Below are 16,996 nucleotides of genomic sequence, written 5' to 3' on the forward strand. Positions count from 1 at the left end.
TCCCGTCGGGGGGTTGGAAACGAAACACTTTCGTTTACCATCGGTCCATGACGCGAACCGAAACCCCCGGCGAACCCCTGACGCTGACCACCGACATCCCGCCGACCGTGGCCCGCCTGCGTTCGGCCTTCGCCTCCGGGCACACCAAACCCCTGGGGTGGCGCCGCGCCCAGCTGCGCCAGCTCCGGAGCCTGCTCGTGGAGCAGCGCCCCGTGCTCGAGCGCGCGCTCGAGGAGGACCTGGGCAAGAGCCCGGTCGAGGCGCACACCACCGAGATCGGTTTTGTGATCAACGAGATCGACCACACGCTGCGCCACCTGTCCGGTTGGCTGCGCCCCAAGCGTGTGGGCGTGCCCATGGCCCTGGCCCCCGCCAAGGCCCGCACGGTGCGCGAACCGCTGGGCACCGTGCTCATCATCGCGCCGTGGAACTACCCGGTGAACCTGTCCCTGGCGCCCCTGGTCGGCGCGCTGGCGGCCGGCAACGCCGCCGTGCTCAAGCCCAGCGAACTGTCCCCGGCCACTTCCGGTGCGCTGGCCGAGCTCCTGCCGCGTTACCTGGACACCGAGGCGGTGGCCGTGGTCGAGGGCGGTATCCCCGAGAGCACCGCCCTGCTCGAGGAGCACTTCGACCACATCTTCTACACCGGCAACAGCGCGGTGGCGCGCATCGTCATGTCCGCGGCGGTCAAGCACCTGACCCCCGTGACGCTGGAGCTGGGCGGCAAGAGCCCCGCCATCGTCGAACCCGGGGTGGACCTGGCCACCACCGCCCGGCGCCTGGCCTGGGGCAAGTACACCAACGCCGGCCAGACCTGTGTGGCCCCCGACTACGTGCTGGCCGTGGGCGACACCGCCCAGAAGCTCCAGCAGGAGCTGGCCGCCGCGATCACCGAGATGTTCGGTGAGGATCCGCAGAAGAGCCCCGACTTCGGGCGCATCGTCAACGAGCGCCACTTCGAGCGCCTCAACGCCCTGCTGGAGAGCGGAACCGTCACGGCCGGCGGGCAGACCGACCGCGAGGACCTCTACATCGCCCCGACCGTGCTCGGCGGCGTCGAACCCGACACCCCCGTGATGGCCGAGGAGATCTTCGGCCCGGTCCTGCCGGTGATCAGCGTGCCCGACCTGGACGCGGCGATCCGGTTCGTCAACGAGCGCGACAAGCCCCTGGCCCTGTACGCCTTCACCGACTCGGCCGAGACCAAGCGCCGCCTGACCGCCGAGACCTCCTCGGGCGGGCTCGCCTTCGGGCTGCCCATCGCGCACCTGGCCGTGCCGGACCTGCCCTTCGGCGGGGTCGGGGAGAGCGGTATGGGCGCGTACCACTCCAGCGCCTCGATCGACACCTTCTCGCACGTGAAGTCGGTGCTGGACAAGTCGCTTGCCATGGACACCATGCGGGTGGCCTACGCGCCCATCGACTCCTTCAAGGAGAAGGTGCTGCGGCGCATGCTCTGAGGTCCAGGGCCTGCTTGGCGAACACCCGGTTGCCCGGTGTCACCGAACAGGCCCTCGCCTCACTGGAACCAGGGGTCGTTCCCGGGTTCGGACTGCCCGTCGTCCCCGCTGTCGGGCTCGGGCGTGGACCCGTCGACGTCGCCGGGCTGGGGCGTGTCCTGCAGTTCACTGCCGTCACCGGGCTGGGGCGTGTTCTCCAGCTCGGTGCCGTCGCCGTACTCGGGCCCGCCGTCGGGCCGGGCGTGGTTGTAGGTCGCGCCCGACTCCAGCTCCTGGCCGTCGAAGAGCTGGTCGACGGTCACGAAGGTGAAGCCCTGCTTGTCGAGCTCCTTGAGCACGTACGGGATGGCCTCGACGGTGCTCTCGTGCACGTCGTGGAAGAGCACGACGCTGCCCTGGGCGGTCTCCTCCACGGCCACGTCGGTCACCGCTTCGGGGTCCAGGCTCTGCCAGTCGAGGGTGTCCACGTCCCACAGGAGCATGGGGTGGTCCACGGTCTGGCGCACGGTCTCGTCGAGTTCGCCGTAGGGCGGGCGCATGGTCTCGGGAACCTCGCCGGTGACCTCGGCGATGGCCTCGTCGGTGCGCTCGATCTGCTCCGCGATCTCCTCGGTGGAGAGCGTGGGCAGTTCGGGGTGGTCCCAGGTGTGGTTGCCGACCTCGTGGCCCTCCTGGGCCATGCGCTCGACCGTGGCGGCGTGGTCCTCGACCTTGGACCCGAGCAGGTAGAAGGTGGCGGCCGCCCCGTGTGCGTTCAGGGTGTCCAGGAGCTCGTCGGTGTACTCGTCCGGACCGTCGTCGAAGGTCAGCGCGACGCACTGCTCGACGGAGCAGTCGGGCTCCGGCTCCTGGTACTGGTGCTGGGTGTCGGCGGCGGCACTACCGGGTCCGGCCAGCAACAGCCCTCCGGAGAGCAGGAGGGTGGAAGTTGCAGCAAACCCGAACTTTGGTATCGATCGCGTAACGTTCACAGCATGCACTGTAAATGATGGGGTGACCTGCGTGGGGTGGGCCCGCTCACGTTCTGCTGGTGGCATGGACGACACGGAACCGGCTCAACCTTTTCCGCACACACGCCGGCGCCCGCGATCCCGGGCGGATCGCGGGCGCCGGCGGTCGGGGTCCTGCCTTCCGGGTCAGCCCATCCGGGCGTCGGTGAGCACGTCACCCGACCCCATGCCACCCAAACCGAACAGGTCGGTGATGGTCACGAAGTGGTAACCCTCTTCGTGCAGGCCGTCCAGGACGTCCGGGACGGCGTCGACCGACTTGCCGTGGATGTCGTGGAACAGGACCACGCTGCCGGTGTCGGTGTGGGTCAGGGCGTGGTCGGCCACCTTGTGCGAGTCCCGGCTCTGCCAGTCCTGGGTGTCCACGTCCCACAGGATGATCGGCTGGTCGACCGCCCCGCTGACGGTGTCGTTGACCGACCCGTAGGGCGGGCGGATCGTGGGCGGATCCGACCCGGTGATCTCGCTGATCGCGTCGTTGGTGCGCGCGATGTCCTGGCGCACCTCCTCGGCCGACAGCTCGGCCAGGTCGTCGTGCTTCCACGTGTGGTTGCCCAGTTCGTGGCCCTCGTCGGCCATGCGTTCGAGGGCCTCGGGGTGCTCGGCCACCAGCTGGCCCAGCACGTAGAAGGTGGCCCGGGCGTCGTACTCGTCCAGGATGTCCATGAGCCGGTCGGTGTGCTCACCGGGACCGTCGTCGAAGGTCAGGGCCACGCACTTCAGCCGCGCGCAGTCCATGCTGACCCCCTGCTCGTCGGTGGATCCGTCCAGCGGGAACTCCCCGGGGCCGGACTCGTTGTTCAGGGCGGCATCGCGTGCGGCCAGGCCCAGCTCGGACAGCACACCCTCGGTGGCCTCGGCCTTGACCGGAAGCACGACCGCCTGGCCGCCCGAGGCCTCGGGCACCTCCCCGGGGGCCATGTCGACCGCCATGCCCCCGGCCGTACTGAAGGCCAGGTCCTCCAACGGGGAACCGGCCCAGTCCTCGGCGGCCTCGGCGGCCTGCTCGGGGTCGGACAGGTCGAGCGAGTCCTCCGGGGCGGCCGCCTCCTGGTTCTCACCGTCGGCCGCGGCCTCCTCGGTCTCCTGTGCCTCGTCGGCGCGGGAGGCGACCTCACCGAGCACCCCGGGCAGCTGCTGGGCGGTCATGCCGTACTCTTCCTGCAGCGCGGCGGCCGCGGACAGATGGGCCCGTTCCAGCGCAGCCTCGTCGGCGAACAGGGAGGTCCAGGGCAGGACCTCGTCGGAGGAGGCGTCGTACCACAGGGTCTGGTTCTCGTCTTCGTCCTGCACGCCCGAGGAGACCGCGGCGGTGATCCGGGCGCCCACCACCTGGGATGAGACGGCCAGGAACGTCGCGTCCTGCTGCAGTTCGGAGCCGCCCTGGTCCGGCAGCCCTTCCAGGAACTCGGTCTGGCGCTCGGCCATGCGGGTGCGCACTTCCATCATCAGCGGGTGCGAGGCGGCCACACGCGGGTAGCTGGTACCCACGGTGCTGTGACCGGCCTCGACGGTCGTCGATTCGACCGCGACCCCCTCGAAGGCGTCCAGCGGGGTGCGGATCGCTTCCGCGGGTGCTGCGGGCTCCTCGGTCGCCTGGCAGGCAGGGATCAGGAGCAGTCCGGCGGCGGCGGTAACGGACAACGTTCTGCGCAGTGAGGTGTCAGCCACGGGGGGACCATAACGGAGCGGCCCCGCACAAATAGAGACGCACCGCAGTCGGTTAACTACTCTGGGTCGATCATTGCCCCAGAAGTTCCGGATGTGTCAGGACGTGTCCCCCGGGGCTACGGACGCGGATGACCTCACTCGGGCAGGGCCGATTCGGCGGCGGCGGCGACCAACGCGCGTGTCTGCTCAAGGATCTCGGCCCCCTGTTCCTTGGGCAGGTGCACGTGCCCGGACGGCAGGCCGCGCTCCGAACGGTCGCGCAGCAGGGTGTTGCGGTAGGCGATCTCGTTGGACAGGTAGTCGCCGCCGCTGCCGCGCACCGCTACCGAACCCGGCGTGGGGCCGTCGTGGCGCTCCACCTGCGGGTCGCCCTCGACCACGTGCGTGTTGACCCGGACCGGGACCGGACCGGCCGCCGCCCGGGCCATCTGCTCGGTCGGCAGCGACGTGCGGGTCCACTGCGGGCCGCCGCCGGGTACCGGGATGGTTCCGCTGCGCCGCACCCCCAGGTTGTCGGCGCCGCCACCGCGGTGGGCCCCGTTCCACACTTCCAGGTCGAATCGGCCGCTGCGACCGCGGCTGAGGGTGAGCACCGCCTCGGCGCGCTCGTGCTGCTCGGCCAGGGCCTGTTCCACGAGCCCGTCGTCGAAGTCGGCCCAGCGCACGGGGAAGATCGCCGCGCGCACCACGGCGGTGCGCCGGCCCACGGGGAAGGTCCACCCGTTCAGGTCCAGGGCCGCGGCGCCGGAGGGGTTGGAGCAGGAGGGGTCCTCGTCCAGGCGGAACGGGTCGAACCCGGTCACCACCACACGCACCCACCGCTCGCCGGGCGGGAAGTCCAGGTCGGTGATCCCGCGCGACTCCACCTCCAGCACCCGCATGAGGTCGGCGCGGCCGGCCGGGTCCAGGGCGAAGGAGGGGCGCCAGGTACGCAGCCGGGCGGCCAGCGCCAGGCGCGCCCAGTACAGGGGCCGGTCGTCGAGCTCGTCCAGGCCGGTGCGGGTGGCCTCGGTCCACAGGCGCGAGCCGTGTGCGGCCACCACCTCACGCGCCTGGGCCAGGTCCTCGGCATCCTTGAGGTCGGCGGTGAACAGGGGTTCGGCCGCACCGAAACCGGAGCGGGCCAGGAGCCGACGGGGCTCGGGGAGGTCGACGCGGGCCTCTTCGGGCGTGGTGTCGTGGTGCACGGGGTCGCAGACTGGTGTCGGGGTCGGAATCGGGGGCGGTCGGGGCGCCGGTCCGACAGCACAGCCTAACGTCGCCGGGTCCTGCGCGTGCGCCCGGATCCGGGCCCTGGCGGGGGAGAGGGGATCCTCACGTACGGCCGCGGCCGGGTCTGGACCGGCGGGCCCGGACTTGGCAGGGTGTGGAGTGTCCACCGTCCCTCTCAACGGAGAGAGAAACACATGAGCACTGCTGCCCTCCCCGAGACCGAGGTCCTGGCGCAGCGGGCGCGCACCGCCCTGGAGCGCTGCGGCCTGGCCCGGCTGCCCGAACCGGTCGGGGCGGCCGGTATGGCGCGCACCCCCATCACCGGGCAGTACCTGTTTCCCGTCGAGTACGACACCCCCCAGTCCGCCGGGCGTGCCGTGGGCGCCGCCCAGGAGACCTTCGCCTCCACCTGGCGTGAGACCCCCGCCCCCGAGCGCGGACAGCTCGTGCGCCGCTTCGGTGAACTGCTGCGCGAGCACAAGGCCGACCTGGCCGAGCTGGTCACCATCGAGGTCGGCAAGATCCGCTCCGAGGCCCTGGGCGAGGTCCAGGAGATGATCGACATCTGCGAGTTCGCCCTGGGGCTGTCCCGGCAGCTGTACGGGCGCACCATGCCCTCGGAGCGCCCCGGCCACCGGCTCATGGAGACCTGGCACCCGCTGGGTGTGGTCGGTGTGATCACGGCGTTCAACTTCCCCGTGGCCGTGTGGTCCTGGAACACCTGTGTGGCGCTGGTGTGCGGCAACACGGTGGTGTGGAAGCCCTCCGAGCTGACCCCGCTGACGGCGCTGGGCTGCCACAGCCTGCTGCGCCGGGCCGCCGAGGACGTGGGCGCCCCGGCCGACGTGCACCGCCTGGTGCTGGGTGAGGCGCAGGTCGGCGAGGCCCTGGTGGAGGACGAGCGGGTGGCCCTGCTGTCGGCGACCGGATCGACCGCCATGGGCCGCACCGTGGCGCCGAGGGTCGCCGCCCGGATGGGCCGGTACCTGCTGGAGCTGGGCGGCAACAACGCGGCCGTCGTGGCCCCCTCGGCCGACCTGGACCTGGTCGTGCGCGGCAGTGTGTTCGCCGCCGCGGGCACGGCCGGGCAGCGCTGCACCAGCCTGCGCCGGCTCATCGTGCACGAGGACGTGGTCGACCGGGTGGTGGAGGGCGTCGTGGGCGCCTACGGCCAGCTGCGCGAGCGCATCGGCGATCCGTACCAGGAGGAGACTCTGGTGGGTCCGCTGGTGGCCGAGCGCGCCCACACGGCGATGCGCGCGGCCCTGGAACAGGCCGAGGCCGAGGGCGGGCAGGTCCTGGCCGGCGGCGCACGGTGCCTGGAGAAGGAGGCGCCCGACGCCTACTACGTCGAGCCGGCCGTGGTGCGCATGCCCGAGCAGACCGACACCGTGCGCCGGGAGACCTTCGCGCCGATCCTGTACGTGCTGACCTACCGCACCTTCGAGGAAGCGGTGCGGCTGCACAACGACGTGCCCCAGGGCCTGTCCTCGGCCGTCTTCACCCAGGACCAGGCCGAGGCGGAGCGTTTCCTGGCGGCCTCGGGCTCGGACTGCGGCATCGTCAACGTCAACATCGGGACCTCGGGCGCCGAGATCGGCGGTGCCTTCGGGGGCGAGAAGGACACCGGCGGCGGCCGCGAGTCGGGCTCGGACGCCTGGAAGGCCTACATGCGCCGGGCCACCAACACGGTCAACTACGGGGGTGAACTCCCGTTGGCCCAGGGGGTGCGTTTCCTCTGAGGCCCCGGCCGGGGTCCCCTCTCTGTATGGGACGGGGATCCCTCGGGCCGAAATAGTTGCCCACAACCTTGTTGTGCGCAACCAACCTTGTTAGCGTGAGGGAAGGACGAGAGAGAGGGGGAAGCCGTGGCACACGAGGCCGGAGCGGACCGGCTGGCCCTGGACAACCAGCTGTGCTTCTCCCTCTACACCGCCTCCCGGGCCCTGACCGGGTTCTACCGGGAGCTCCTGGAGGATCTGGGGCTGACCTACCCCCAGTACCTGGTCATGCTCGTGCTCTGGGAACGCGGCCCGCTCACCGTCAAGGAGCTCGGCAGCGCCCTGCACCTGGACTCCGGCACGCTCTCGCCCCTGCTGCGCCGCCTGCAGGGCGCCGGGCTGATCACCCGCGAGCGCGCCGACGAGGACGAACGCATCGTCAGGGTCGCCCCCACCGAGGACGGGGCCCGACTGCGCGAGCGCGCGCACAGCATCCCCGACTCCCTGCTGTGCGCCACGGAACTGTCCACCGAACGGGCCCGCGCCCTGCGCGAGAGCCTCGACGCGGTCACCCGCGCGGTGGAGGGCCGGGACGAACGAGCCCGGCCCGCACAGGACACGAACACACCCGATCCAGGCCCCGCCGAGGGCCGAGAGAGGCAGTAATGGCACGCCAGACCCTGTACACCGCAGACGCCACCGTCACCGGCGAAGGCCGCAAGGGCCACGGCAAGACGAACGACGGCCGCCTCGAGGTCGACCTGTCCGTGCCGGCCGGCGTGGGCGGCGACGACGGCCCGGGCACCAACCCCGAGCAGCTCTTCGCCGTGGGCTACGGCGCCTGCTTCCACGGCGCCCTGCGCAAGGTCGCCCGCGAGTCCAAGACAGAGATCGGCGAGTCCACCGTCGACGCCCAGGTCGGCCTCGGCAAGTCCGAGGAAGGGCTGGACATCGCCGTGGACCTGACCGTCACCATCGCCGGTGTCGACCAGGCCACCGCCGAGAAGCTGGTGGAGACCGCCCACCAGGTCTGCCCCTACTCGCGCGCCACGCGCGGCAACATCGAGGTGAACCTGACGGCCAAGGCCGGCTAGGCGTCACCCGCACGACCGTCGGGCCGGGCACGCACTGCGCGTGTCCGGCCCTTCGTGTGTGCCGCGCTCAGGCCCCTTCACCTCGGCGGTAGGCGGCCAGCGCGCGCTCGAACCCGGGGTCGACCGGATGCGAGGCGGGCCTGGAGCGGTCGACGACCACCACGGTGGCGGTGGAGGGTTCCTGGAGCAACGAGGCCACCGCCAGGGCGAAGGTGTCGGGGTCCAGGACCGGTTCGGCGCCCAGGGCCAGCGGGCGTCGTCCGTTCGGGCTGATGCGGCCCCACCCGCGCTGCTCGTCCCAGCACAGCAGCAGCCCCCGTTCGGACTGCGCGCGCGGCACCCTGACAAGGGCGCTGCGCACGTCGTGCCGCTGGACATGGCACTCGGGCAGGTACAGGCGGGGCGGGTGCACGAGCTCCTTGGCCAGGCGCCGCACGCACACGTGGATGTAGGCGTGGTGGTTCAGCGGCCAGGGCGTGGAGTTCGCGTCGGGGTAGGACAGGCAGGGCGTGGAACTCATCGCTGTCCTCCTCCTCATTCGCCGACCGGGTCGGGGTCGGTCTCGTGGTCGGGTTCGTGCGGTGCGCCCGCCACCGTCAGCAGCACGGTGATCGGCATGCCCCCGTAGGTGCCGGTGACGGTCACCAGGCGCTCGTCGGGGCGCTCCCGGTGGGTCTCGCGCTCCTCCTCGAGCACCGAGCGCCAGCGGGCCAGCACCCCGTCGGGTCCGAAGAGCTCCGATGCTCCCCGGCTGCCCGCGCCGGCCGCGTAGTGCACGGCGGCCAACCCGTCGACGTCGACCACACAGGCGGTCAGGCACGGCCACAGTCCCGGCTCCCGTTCGAGGAGATCGGCGACATTGTGGGTGCAAGTGATCGCCCTCTGGGGGCCACGGGGTGCAGTTTCGATTGCCACTGCGGTTCCCCGGTTCCGATTTGCGGGGGATCGGGTTCCACTCGGGGCGGACATGATGGAACGCATTCTTCTATCCCCTTCGGTCGGGGGTCGCTCTCTCGGTAGTTCTCCGTGTTTCTTTCCTGGCCTCCTCCACGTAGCGGTTCAACGATTCACAGGTGATGCGCCGGATCCATTTCTTCGGTCCGATTTTCACCGATTCGAGTTCCTGGTTGTAGCACAGCTCGTATACGACGCGCTCCGAAACATCCAGGACCTCCGCAGCTTTACGCACGCTGACCAGGAGTTTCGGCTGGTCGACGATGCGGATTTCTGGCGGCCTGGCCATGCGGAAAACCTAACAATCGACGGGAAGGGTGTACAGGCCTCTTCGCTTCTGCATGCCCGTGCAACCGGCGTTCTTTGTCGCGGTCGGGACCTTGGTGCGTGCAGTGGCACGGGCTCGGACACTTCTTCAGGCTCTGCGAGCTTCTGCAGGGCTCGAATCCGAGTCTGCCCCACCGGGCTCCGGGATGTCCGCAAAAAAATTTTCTGACACCGCGAACGATGTCAGAAAAGAGAACTTTCGGCGAGGGGTGCAATGCCGTGCATGGTGACGCTCAGCTGTCGGCGGGGCCGGTCCTTCCGCCGGACCACAGCCGGTCCAGAACCCCTCCCAGGGTCACCAACCCGGTCAGGGACCCGTCGGCGCCGCGCACCAGGCACAGGTGGCTGCGGCTCTCCCGCATCACGCCGACAGCCGCCGACACCGGGGTCCACTCCTGCAGGGACAGCACCGGACGCATCACCTCACGGGCCGTGGTGCTCGCGTCCCGGCCCAGAACCTGGCGCACGTGCACCTTGCCCAGGACCCGGCCGGACTCCATGACCACCAGCCGCAGGTGGGTGCTCTCCCGGCACACCCGCACGATCTCGTCCACCCGTGCCTGCGGGCCCACCGAGGCGATGCGCTCCACCGGTTCGGCCGCCTCGCTCAGCGGCAGCGCGTTGACCTCCAGTGTCGAGGCCAGGCGGTCGCGGCGCCCGGCCTCCAACACCCCGGCGGCCACCGAGTGGTCGGCCAACTCCCGCACCGCCTCGGGGCCCACCCCGGCGCCCGCGGGGTGGGAGAGGTCGACGCCCACGCGCCGCAGACACCACAGGGACAGCGCCTCCAGGGCCACCAGCAGCGGGCGCGTGCACCACAGGAAGGCCCGCATCGGCAGCGCCAGCCACCGCACCGAACGTTCCGGGGCCGAGATCGCCCAGGACTTGGGTGCCATCTCGCCCACCACCAGGTGCACGAACGTCACCAGTACCAAAGCCAGGGTGAAGGCCGCCGCGGAGGCCGCCACCGGGGGCAGTGCGGTCCCGAGCAGCGGTTCCAGGGTGTGGTGCACCGCGGGTTTGGAGACCGCGCCCAACGCCAGGGTGCACAGGGTGATGCCCAGCTGGGCGGCGGCCACCATCAGCGACAGCTCGTCCAGGGCCCGCACCCCCGCCCGGGCGCCCACCCCCGGGTGCCGCGCCAACCGGTTCCGGCGTGCGGCCACCAGGGAGAACTGCGCGGCCACGAAGACCCCGCTCAACGCCACGAACAGCACGGTCAGGGCCAGGGCGACCCACACGTTCATCCCGCTCACGCGCCCACCTCCGCACGGTCGCCGCGGCGCAGCAGCAGCTCGACGGTCCCCGGGACGTGGTGCTCCACCGTCTCGACCACCAGCACCAACTCCGCCGGCGGGCCGTCCCCGGTCCCCTCCAGTTCCAGACGCACCTGGTCGCCGGCGCGGGGGAGCCGGTGCAGGTGTTGGACGGCCAACCCTCCGACCGTCTCGTGGCGCCCCGGCGGCAGGGCCTGCCCGAGCAGCCGCTCGGCCTCGTCGATGTGCAGGGAACCGGGCACCCGGTAGGCGCCGTGGAACCCGGGCCGGACCAGGGGAGCGGCGGTGACCGGTTCGGGGGTGAACTCGTCGGCGATCTCCCCGACCAACTCCTCGGCCAGGTCCTCCAGGGTCAGCACCCCGGCCAGCCCGCCGTACTCGTCGAGCACGCAGGCGAACTCCTCGCCGGGCCCGCGCAGGTGCGCCAGGACCTCGGGCAGTTCCAGGGAGGCCGGAACCAGCACCGCGGGCCGGGCGATCTCCTCGGCACGGGTGCTCCCGGGATCGGGGACCGCGAGCACGTCGCGCAGGCACACCACCCCGGCCACGTCGCCCTCCCGCAGGACCGGGAAGCGCGACCGCGCCCTGGCCATGTGCGCCACGACCCGTTCCAGGGGCTCGCCGGCCCCCACCGTGTGCACGGCCGCGCGCGGGGTCATGGCGTGCTCGGCGGTGCGTTCGTGGAACTCCAGGGCCCGCGTGAGCTGGGTGTACAGCTGCGGCGACAGGTCACCGCTGCGGCGCGACTCGGCCAGGATGTGCGACAGGTCGTCGGGCGTGGCCGAGCTGTCCACGTCCTCCCGGTGTTCGACGCCCACCAGCCGTAGCAACAGCCCCGCCGCACGGTCGAAGAGCCGCACCAGCCACCCGAACAGCACCAGGTACAGGCGGGCCGACCACGACAGGGCCCGCGCGACCGGTTCCGGGCGGGCGATGGCCAGGTTCTTGGGCAGCAGCTCGCCGAAGACCATCTGCACCACCGTGGAGAAGGACAGCGCCAGGGCCGCGCCGACGGCCGGGCCCGCACCCTCGGGCAGGCCCGCCGCGCCCAGGGCCCGGCCCAGCCCCGAGCCGAGCAGGGGCTCGGCGGCGAAACCCACGACCAGGGTGGTGACGGTGATGCCCAACTGGGCGCCGGAGAGGGTGAAGGAGGTGCGTTCGGTGATACGGGCGACCCGGGTCATGGCACGGTCCCCGCGGGCGGAACCGGCCCGGACCCGGGAGCGGTCCACGGCGGTGTAACAGAACTGCTGGGCGACGAAGTAGCCGGTGCCCGCGGTGACCACGACGATCACCAGCACGCCCAGTGCGATGTCCGCGGCGGCGCTCATCGGGCGGCCACCGCCTCACCTGGCGGTGTCGGGACCTTCCGGCCCCTGGGGGATGCGGCCTGCACGGGGGACTCCTTCGTGGACGGGGGGATCGTGCGTCGAAACGCTACGCCCGCCCCGCGTGCGCCCGCCCGCGCAACAGGACCCGGTGACCGGGACCAACGCAACGCGCCGGAGGGGACCAGTGGCGCGTTCTCCCTCCTTCGGTGACGAAGCACCCCCCCGGAACGACACGAGGGGCGCAGGGAACCCGCGGGCTCCCTGCGCCCCTGACCGGAACGGCGGTGCTCCTACCTCAGGCCGCCGTCTCCAACAGCAGCAGGCGGTCGAGGATGTCCTGGAGGGTGACCAGGCCGATCAGTTCGCCCTCCCGCTCCACCAACGACAGGTGGCTGCGGCTGTCGCGCATGATGCCCATCGCCGCGTACATCGGCGTGGACGCCGGCAGCGTCAGCACCGGGCGCATCAGGTCCGCGGCCGTGGTGCCGGCCGGGCTCGTCAGCGCCTCGCGCACGTGCAGGACCCCCACCGGGACGTCCTCGTCCGGTTCGGCCACCACCAGGCGCAGGTGGGTGGACTCGCGGGAGACCTGTTTGATGCGCTCCACGTCGTCGTCGGGGTGCACCCACGCGATCTCCTCGCGCGGGGTGAGCGTCTCGTCCAGCGGGCGGGAGTTGACCTCCAGCGCCGTGGCCAGCTGGTCGCGGCGTTCCGGGTCCAACGCACCGGCCTTTGCCGAATGGTCCACCAGCTCGCGCACGTCCTCCGGGTTGTGGCCGCTGGAGAGCTCGTCGACCGCCTGGACCCCGAACCGGTGCAGCACCCAGTTGGCCATGCCGTTGAGCATCAGCAGGGCCGGACGGGTCACCCACATGAAGGCCCGCATCGGGATCGCCAGCAGCGTCGCCGACTTCTCCGGGTGCGAGATCGCCCAGGACTTGGGCGCCATCTCACCCACGACCAGGTGCAGGAACGTCACGATGATCAGCGAGAACGTGAACGAGAGCACGTACCCGACCGCACCCGGCAGCGAGCCGAAGAGCGGTTCCAGCATCTGGTGGAAGGCCGGCTTGGAGACCGCACCCAGGGCCAGCGTGGCCAGGGTGATGCCGAGCTGGGACCCGGCCAGCAGCAGCGACAGGTCCCGGGCGCTCTTGAGCGCCGCCCGGGCCGAGGCGCTGGTGTGCGCGGCCTGCTCCAACCGGTAACGGCGGGCCGCGACCAGGGCGAACTCGATCGCCACGAAGAAGCCGCTCAACGCGATGAACACGACGGTCAGCGCCATCGCCAACCACAGATTCATGTCACTCACGTGCGCACCTCCTGGGAGCCGCTCTCGATCTCGTGCAACCGCAGTTCCACCGTGTGGGGCACGTGGCGCTGGACGGTGTTGACCACCATCGTCAGAGCCATGTCCGGGTCGCCGTCGTGGGCACTGGCCGGACGCGGCAGCGCCAGGTCGACGCTGTCACCCGGGTGGGGCAGGCGGTGCAGCTCGTGGATGACCAGCCCGCCGACGGTCTCGTAGTCGCCCCCGGGCAGGTCGTGCCCGATGAGGCGCTCGACCTCGTCGATGTGCAGCGCCCCGGGGATGAGGTAGCTGCCCTCCCCGTCCAAGGACGCGGGGGACTCCTCCTCCGGGGTGTGCTCGTCGGCGATCTCCCCGACCAGTTCCTCGGCCAGGTCCTCGGTGGTCACGACCCCGGCCAGGCCGCCGTACTCGTCCACGACACACGCGAACTCGTCGCCGGCCTCGCGCAGGTGCGCCAGGACCGAGGGAAGCGGGAGCGAGGCCGGGACCATGACGGTCTCGCGGGCCACCTCCCTGACCTCGACGCCCGACAGGTCGCGTTCACCCAGGGCCAGGACGTCGCGCAGGCAGATCACGCCCACGATGTCGTCGACGCCCTCGCCCAGGACCGGGAAACGCGAGTGGTCGGAGGCCATGAGCTCCACGACGCGGCTGACGGGTTCGCCGTCCTCGACCGTGGTGACCTCCGGGCGCGGGATCATGGCGTGCCCGGCGGTGCGCTCGTGGAAGTCCAGCGTGCGGTCCAGCAGGGTGGACAGCTCCGCGGGAAGGTCGCCGCTCTGGCGGGACTCGGCGATGATGCTCTCCAGGTCGCGCGGGGTCGCCGCGTGCTGGACGTCCTCGACCGGTGTGATGCCCACCAGCTTGAGCAGGCGGATCGAGGCCTGGTCGAACAGCCAGATGACGGGCCCGAAGATCTTCAGGTAGATCTGCGTGGACAGCGACAGCCAGCGCGCGACCGGTTCGGGCCGGGCGATGGCCAGGTTCTTGGCGAAGAGCTCGCCGAAGACCATCTGCACGACGGTGGAGAACAGCATGGCCAGGGCGATACCGATCGCCAGACCGGTGCCGGTGGGGACCCCGGCCAGGCCGAGGAGCTCTGCCAGACCGTCACCGATCAGCGGTTCGGCCACGTAACCGACCAGCAGGGTGGTGACGGTGATGCCCAGCTGGGCACCGGAGAGCATGAAGGAGGTGCGGTTGGTGATGCCCAGTACCCGTTGGGCGCCGTGGTCACCGGCCGTGGCGCGGGCGCGGACGCGCGAGCGGTCCACGGCCACGTATCCGAACTCCTGAGCGACGAAGTAGCCGGTCAGGACGGTGATCAGGAAGACCACCAGGGCGCCGAAGGCGATACCGAGGACGGTGCTCATCATCGGGCACGCACCGCCATGCGGGGGAGGACCCCGGGTCGGACGGGGTCAGGCGAACGGTACGCACCCTTCCAAGAAGGGGGTTCGTCGGAGTCTGGGTCGCAGCATCCCGCGGGGATGCTGCCGGTACTTCGGGACGGGTCCACTGTTCCTCTCTCTGCGCTGTCGCGCGTTGGGTGTGTGACTGGAGTGGTCCAGGTGAAGTCAATGACGTCGGGGGCGGGCGGAAAGTTCCCGCGCCCGGCTCAGGCGCCGACGGGGGCGTCGGCCTCGTCGCCGAAGCCGGCCCACTCGCGGCGGCGGATCTCGGCGAGGGCGATCGCGGTGGCCACGGCCACGTTGAGCGATCCGACCCGGCCGATCTGCGGAATGTAGGTGATGGCGTCGGCCCCCGACAACAGGGCGGGGGAGCAGCCGTGGTCCTCGGCGCCCACCGCCAGGCACACGTCGCCCTCGAGCGGGGCCGCGTGCAGGGGTACGGCGTTCTTGGCCAGCTCCAGGGCCACGACCTTGTAGCCGTCGGCGCGCGCGGCCTCGATGGCCTGCCCCGTGGTGGACAGGCGGGTGTGCTCGACCTTGGCGGCGGTTCCGAGCGCGGTCTTGCCGACCTTGGGGTCCTCGGGGTCAGCGCTGTTGCCGCTCAGCCAGAGGTGGTCCACGCCCAGGGTGGCGCAGGTACGCAGGATGGAGCCCAGGTTGTAGGGCTGGGTGACGGACTCGACCAGAAGGGCGAGTCGCCCCTCGGTGCGCCTGCGCCACTGGCGGTTCAGGCGTTTGACGTCCGTGGGGCGCAACTGCGAGCTCAACGCTTCCTCGATGGTTCGGGTAGCCGGAGGGACCGGCGACGAAAGTGTGCGGAACAGATTACCGGCCGGGCGCCTGACGTGCACGTATGATGCCGGACACATCGGGCGGGACCGGTCAGGACGGGCTGTGGCGGACAGCCAGGACACGGAAGCCCGCCCGCGAGGCGGTGCGCTCGACGTGCCACCCCTGGCCGGTGAGCCACTTGTGCAGGGAGTCCGCGCCCAGGTGGCGCTGGACGACCAGGTGTGCGGTGCCCTCCGTGGACAGCCGGCCCAGCCAGGTGCGCAGCATCCCGTGCAGCACGGCCTTGCCCACGCGGATGGGCGGGTTGGACCAGAGGGCGTCGAAGGGGCCCTGCAGGTCCTCCGCGGCGGGTCCGGCAACCGCCTCGGGCAGCGGCCCCTGCTCGACGGCGAGCCCGGCCTCGGGTGCCACGACGGCGAAACGGGCACCGAGCCCGAGCTCCGCTGCGTTGCGCCGGGCCAGTGCGACCGCGCGGGCGTTGACGTCCACTCCGAGGACGGTGGCCTTCGGGGCCCGGGAGGCCATGGTCAGGGCAATGGGACCGTAACCGCAGCCCAGGTCGAGCAGGCGCCCGTGCTCGGGCGGGGCCGGCACGCTCTCCAACAGCACGCGGGTGCCCAGATCGACCTTGTCGGGGGAGAAGACCCCGCGGTCGGTGTGCAGACGCAGGTGCACATCGGGCAGAACCAGGTCGGCGGTCGAGGGCCGGCTGGTGCTGTCGGGGTCGGGGTCGAAGTAGTGCTGGGCCACGCCGTGACGCTACCAGGCCCGGGAAGCGGCCCACCCCTGCAAAAACCTCACAGCGGTGCGGAAACGAACCGCCAACAACGGTGGAATGTCCACGATCCGGAGGAAGATGGATGTAGGAGAAGTCCGCAACGCGGGAGGGGACCGATGCCATGCAGACGATGAAGCGCTGGGACGTCGACGTGGTCGTCGCCGAGGAGAACGAGGGCGACAACGCACGCACTTGGGCCGAGGTCGGCCTCATCGCCGACGACGGCACCGCACTGCGCGGGCACGGGATGGCACGCAAGCACCCGTACGACGGCGACGTCCCCGAGATCGGCGAGGAACTGGCCGTCTCACGCGCCCTGTCGGACCTGTCACGCCAACTCCGGCAGGTCGCGGCCGAGGACATCAACGACAACACCGGTAACCCCTGGCGCCCCACCTGAGCGCCTCGGACCCGCACACCGCACCGGAGGGTGCCCCGCCGCAGGCCTGGGCGGGGCACCCTCCGATCGCGCCCGCGACCTGCACCGGTCCCGCCCGGCCCGGCCGAACGGGACCGCCACGGTGCGGTGGCCGCATCCTCCGGTCACCGGCATCGGGCACACTCGGAGGACGGACCCGTCACTCCCATCCACGGGCACGAGGCACCGCACAGACCCTGACCGGCCCGGCCGGTGAGGGCGAGGGC

General features: G+C 71.3%; 17 protein-coding genes. 5 read left to right on the forward strand and 12 right to left on the reverse strand.

Features of this window, described 5'->3' with window-relative positions:
- Positions 1-47: 47 nt before the first annotated feature.
- Complete coding sequence (locus tag IDM40_RS23270; RefSeq protein ID WP_193124184.1) at positions 48-1,460, forward strand: aldehyde dehydrogenase family protein; 1,413 nt, start codon at positions 48-50, stop codon at positions 1,458-1,460.
- A gap of 59 nt (positions 1,461-1,519) precedes the next feature.
- On the opposite strand, the gene IDM40_RS23275 is transcribed toward IDM40_RS23270, so the two are convergent.
- The 3 genes from IDM40_RS23275 to IDM40_RS23285 form a co-directional block, all read right to left on the reverse strand.
- Positions 1,520-2,359 (reverse strand): polysaccharide deacetylase family protein, encoded by an 840-nt coding sequence (locus tag IDM40_RS23275; protein WP_193124185.1) that lies wholly within the window; start codon positions 2,357-2,359, stop codon positions 1,520-1,522.
- Positions 2,360-2,596: 237 nt separating this feature from the next.
- Positions 2,597-4,141: a polysaccharide deacetylase family protein gene (locus tag IDM40_RS23280; protein ID WP_193124186.1), complete on the reverse strand. Its 1,545-nt coding sequence runs from the start codon at positions 4,139-4,141 to the stop codon at positions 2,597-2,599.
- 134 nt (positions 4,142-4,275) lie between these two features.
- The gene (locus tag IDM40_RS23285; RefSeq protein ID WP_193124187.1) at positions 4,276-5,328 is read right to left on the reverse strand and encodes a pyroglutamyl peptidase; all 1,053 of its coding nucleotides are present in this window, start codon (positions 5,326-5,328) and stop codon (positions 4,276-4,278) included.
- Between the two features lie 219 nt (positions 5,329-5,547).
- Between IDM40_RS23285 and amaB the strand changes: the two genes are divergently transcribed.
- From amaB to IDM40_RS23300, 3 genes are all read left to right on the forward strand, one after another.
- Positions 5,548-7,095, forward strand: a complete 1,548-nt coding sequence (amaB, locus tag IDM40_RS23290; RefSeq protein ID WP_193124188.1) for an L-piperidine-6-carboxylate dehydrogenase — start codon at positions 5,548-5,550, stop codon at positions 7,093-7,095.
- Positions 7,096-7,221: 126 nt separating this feature from the next.
- Entirely contained in the window at positions 7,222-7,740 is a 519-nt protein-coding gene (locus IDM40_RS23295) for a MarR family winged helix-turn-helix transcriptional regulator (RefSeq protein ID WP_193124189.1), read from the forward strand.
- The gene (locus tag IDM40_RS23300; protein ID WP_193124190.1) at positions 7,740-8,168 is read left to right on the forward strand and encodes an organic hydroperoxide resistance protein; all 429 of its coding nucleotides are present in this window, start codon (positions 7,740-7,742) and stop codon (positions 8,166-8,168) included. The genes IDM40_RS23295 and IDM40_RS23300 overlap by 1 nt, the downstream gene beginning before the upstream one ends.
- 67 nt (positions 8,169-8,235) lie before the next feature.
- On the opposite strand, the gene IDM40_RS23305 is transcribed toward IDM40_RS23300, so the two are convergent.
- From IDM40_RS23305 to IDM40_RS23345, 9 genes are all read right to left on the reverse strand, one after another.
- Positions 8,236-8,688, reverse strand: a complete 453-nt coding sequence (locus IDM40_RS23305; protein ID WP_193124191.1) for a hypothetical protein — start codon at positions 8,686-8,688, stop codon at positions 8,236-8,238.
- Between the two features lie 14 nt (positions 8,689-8,702).
- Positions 8,703-9,083, reverse strand: coding sequence for a hypothetical protein (locus IDM40_RS23310; RefSeq protein ID WP_193124192.1), 381 nt, complete (start codon positions 9,081-9,083; stop codon positions 8,703-8,705).
- 70 nt (positions 9,084-9,153) lie between these two features.
- Positions 9,154-9,411: a helix-turn-helix domain-containing protein gene (locus tag IDM40_RS23315; protein ID WP_193124193.1), complete on the reverse strand. Its 258-nt coding sequence runs from the start codon at positions 9,409-9,411 to the stop codon at positions 9,154-9,156.
- Between the two features lie 271 nt (positions 9,412-9,682).
- A complete protein-coding gene (locus IDM40_RS23320) occupies positions 9,683-10,705 on the reverse strand; it encodes a CNNM domain-containing protein (protein WP_193124194.1) in 1,023 nt (340 codons plus the stop codon).
- The gene (locus IDM40_RS23325) at positions 10,702-12,057 is read right to left on the reverse strand and encodes a hemolysin family protein (RefSeq protein ID WP_193124195.1); all 1,356 of its coding nucleotides are present in this window, start codon (positions 12,055-12,057) and stop codon (positions 10,702-10,704) included. Before IDM40_RS23325 ends, IDM40_RS23320 begins: the two co-directional genes overlap by 4 nt.
- Positions 12,058-12,352: 295 nt before the next feature.
- Complete coding sequence (locus IDM40_RS23330; RefSeq protein ID WP_193124196.1) at positions 12,353-13,369, reverse strand: hemolysin family protein; 1,017 nt, start codon at positions 13,367-13,369, stop codon at positions 12,353-12,355.
- On the reverse strand, positions 13,366-14,745 hold the full coding sequence (locus IDM40_RS23335; protein WP_193124197.1) for a hemolysin family protein: 1,380 nt from the start codon (positions 14,743-14,745) through the stop codon (positions 13,366-13,368). Before IDM40_RS23335 ends, IDM40_RS23330 begins: the two co-directional genes overlap by 4 nt.
- Before the next feature lie 242 nt (positions 14,746-14,987).
- Positions 14,988-15,548: a TrmH family RNA methyltransferase gene (locus IDM40_RS23340; protein ID WP_193124198.1), complete on the reverse strand. Its 561-nt coding sequence runs from the start codon at positions 15,546-15,548 to the stop codon at positions 14,988-14,990.
- Between the two features lie 115 nt (positions 15,549-15,663).
- Positions 15,664-16,323: a class I SAM-dependent methyltransferase gene (locus tag IDM40_RS23345; protein ID WP_193124199.1), complete on the reverse strand. Its 660-nt coding sequence runs from the start codon at positions 16,321-16,323 to the stop codon at positions 15,664-15,666.
- Between the two features lie 149 nt (positions 16,324-16,472).
- Here IDM40_RS23345 and IDM40_RS23350 point away from each other — a divergent pair, with 149 nt between their 5' ends.
- Entirely contained in the window at positions 16,473-16,751 is a 279-nt protein-coding gene (locus IDM40_RS23350) for a DUF1876 domain-containing protein (RefSeq protein ID WP_193124200.1), read from the forward strand.
- The last annotated feature ends 245 nt before the right edge of the window (positions 16,752-16,996 follow it).

Source organism: Nocardiopsis coralli (genome assembly GCF_014892575.1).
GTDB classification, from domain to species: domain Bacteria; phylum Actinomycetota; class Actinomycetes; order Streptosporangiales; family Streptosporangiaceae; genus Nocardiopsis; species Nocardiopsis coralli.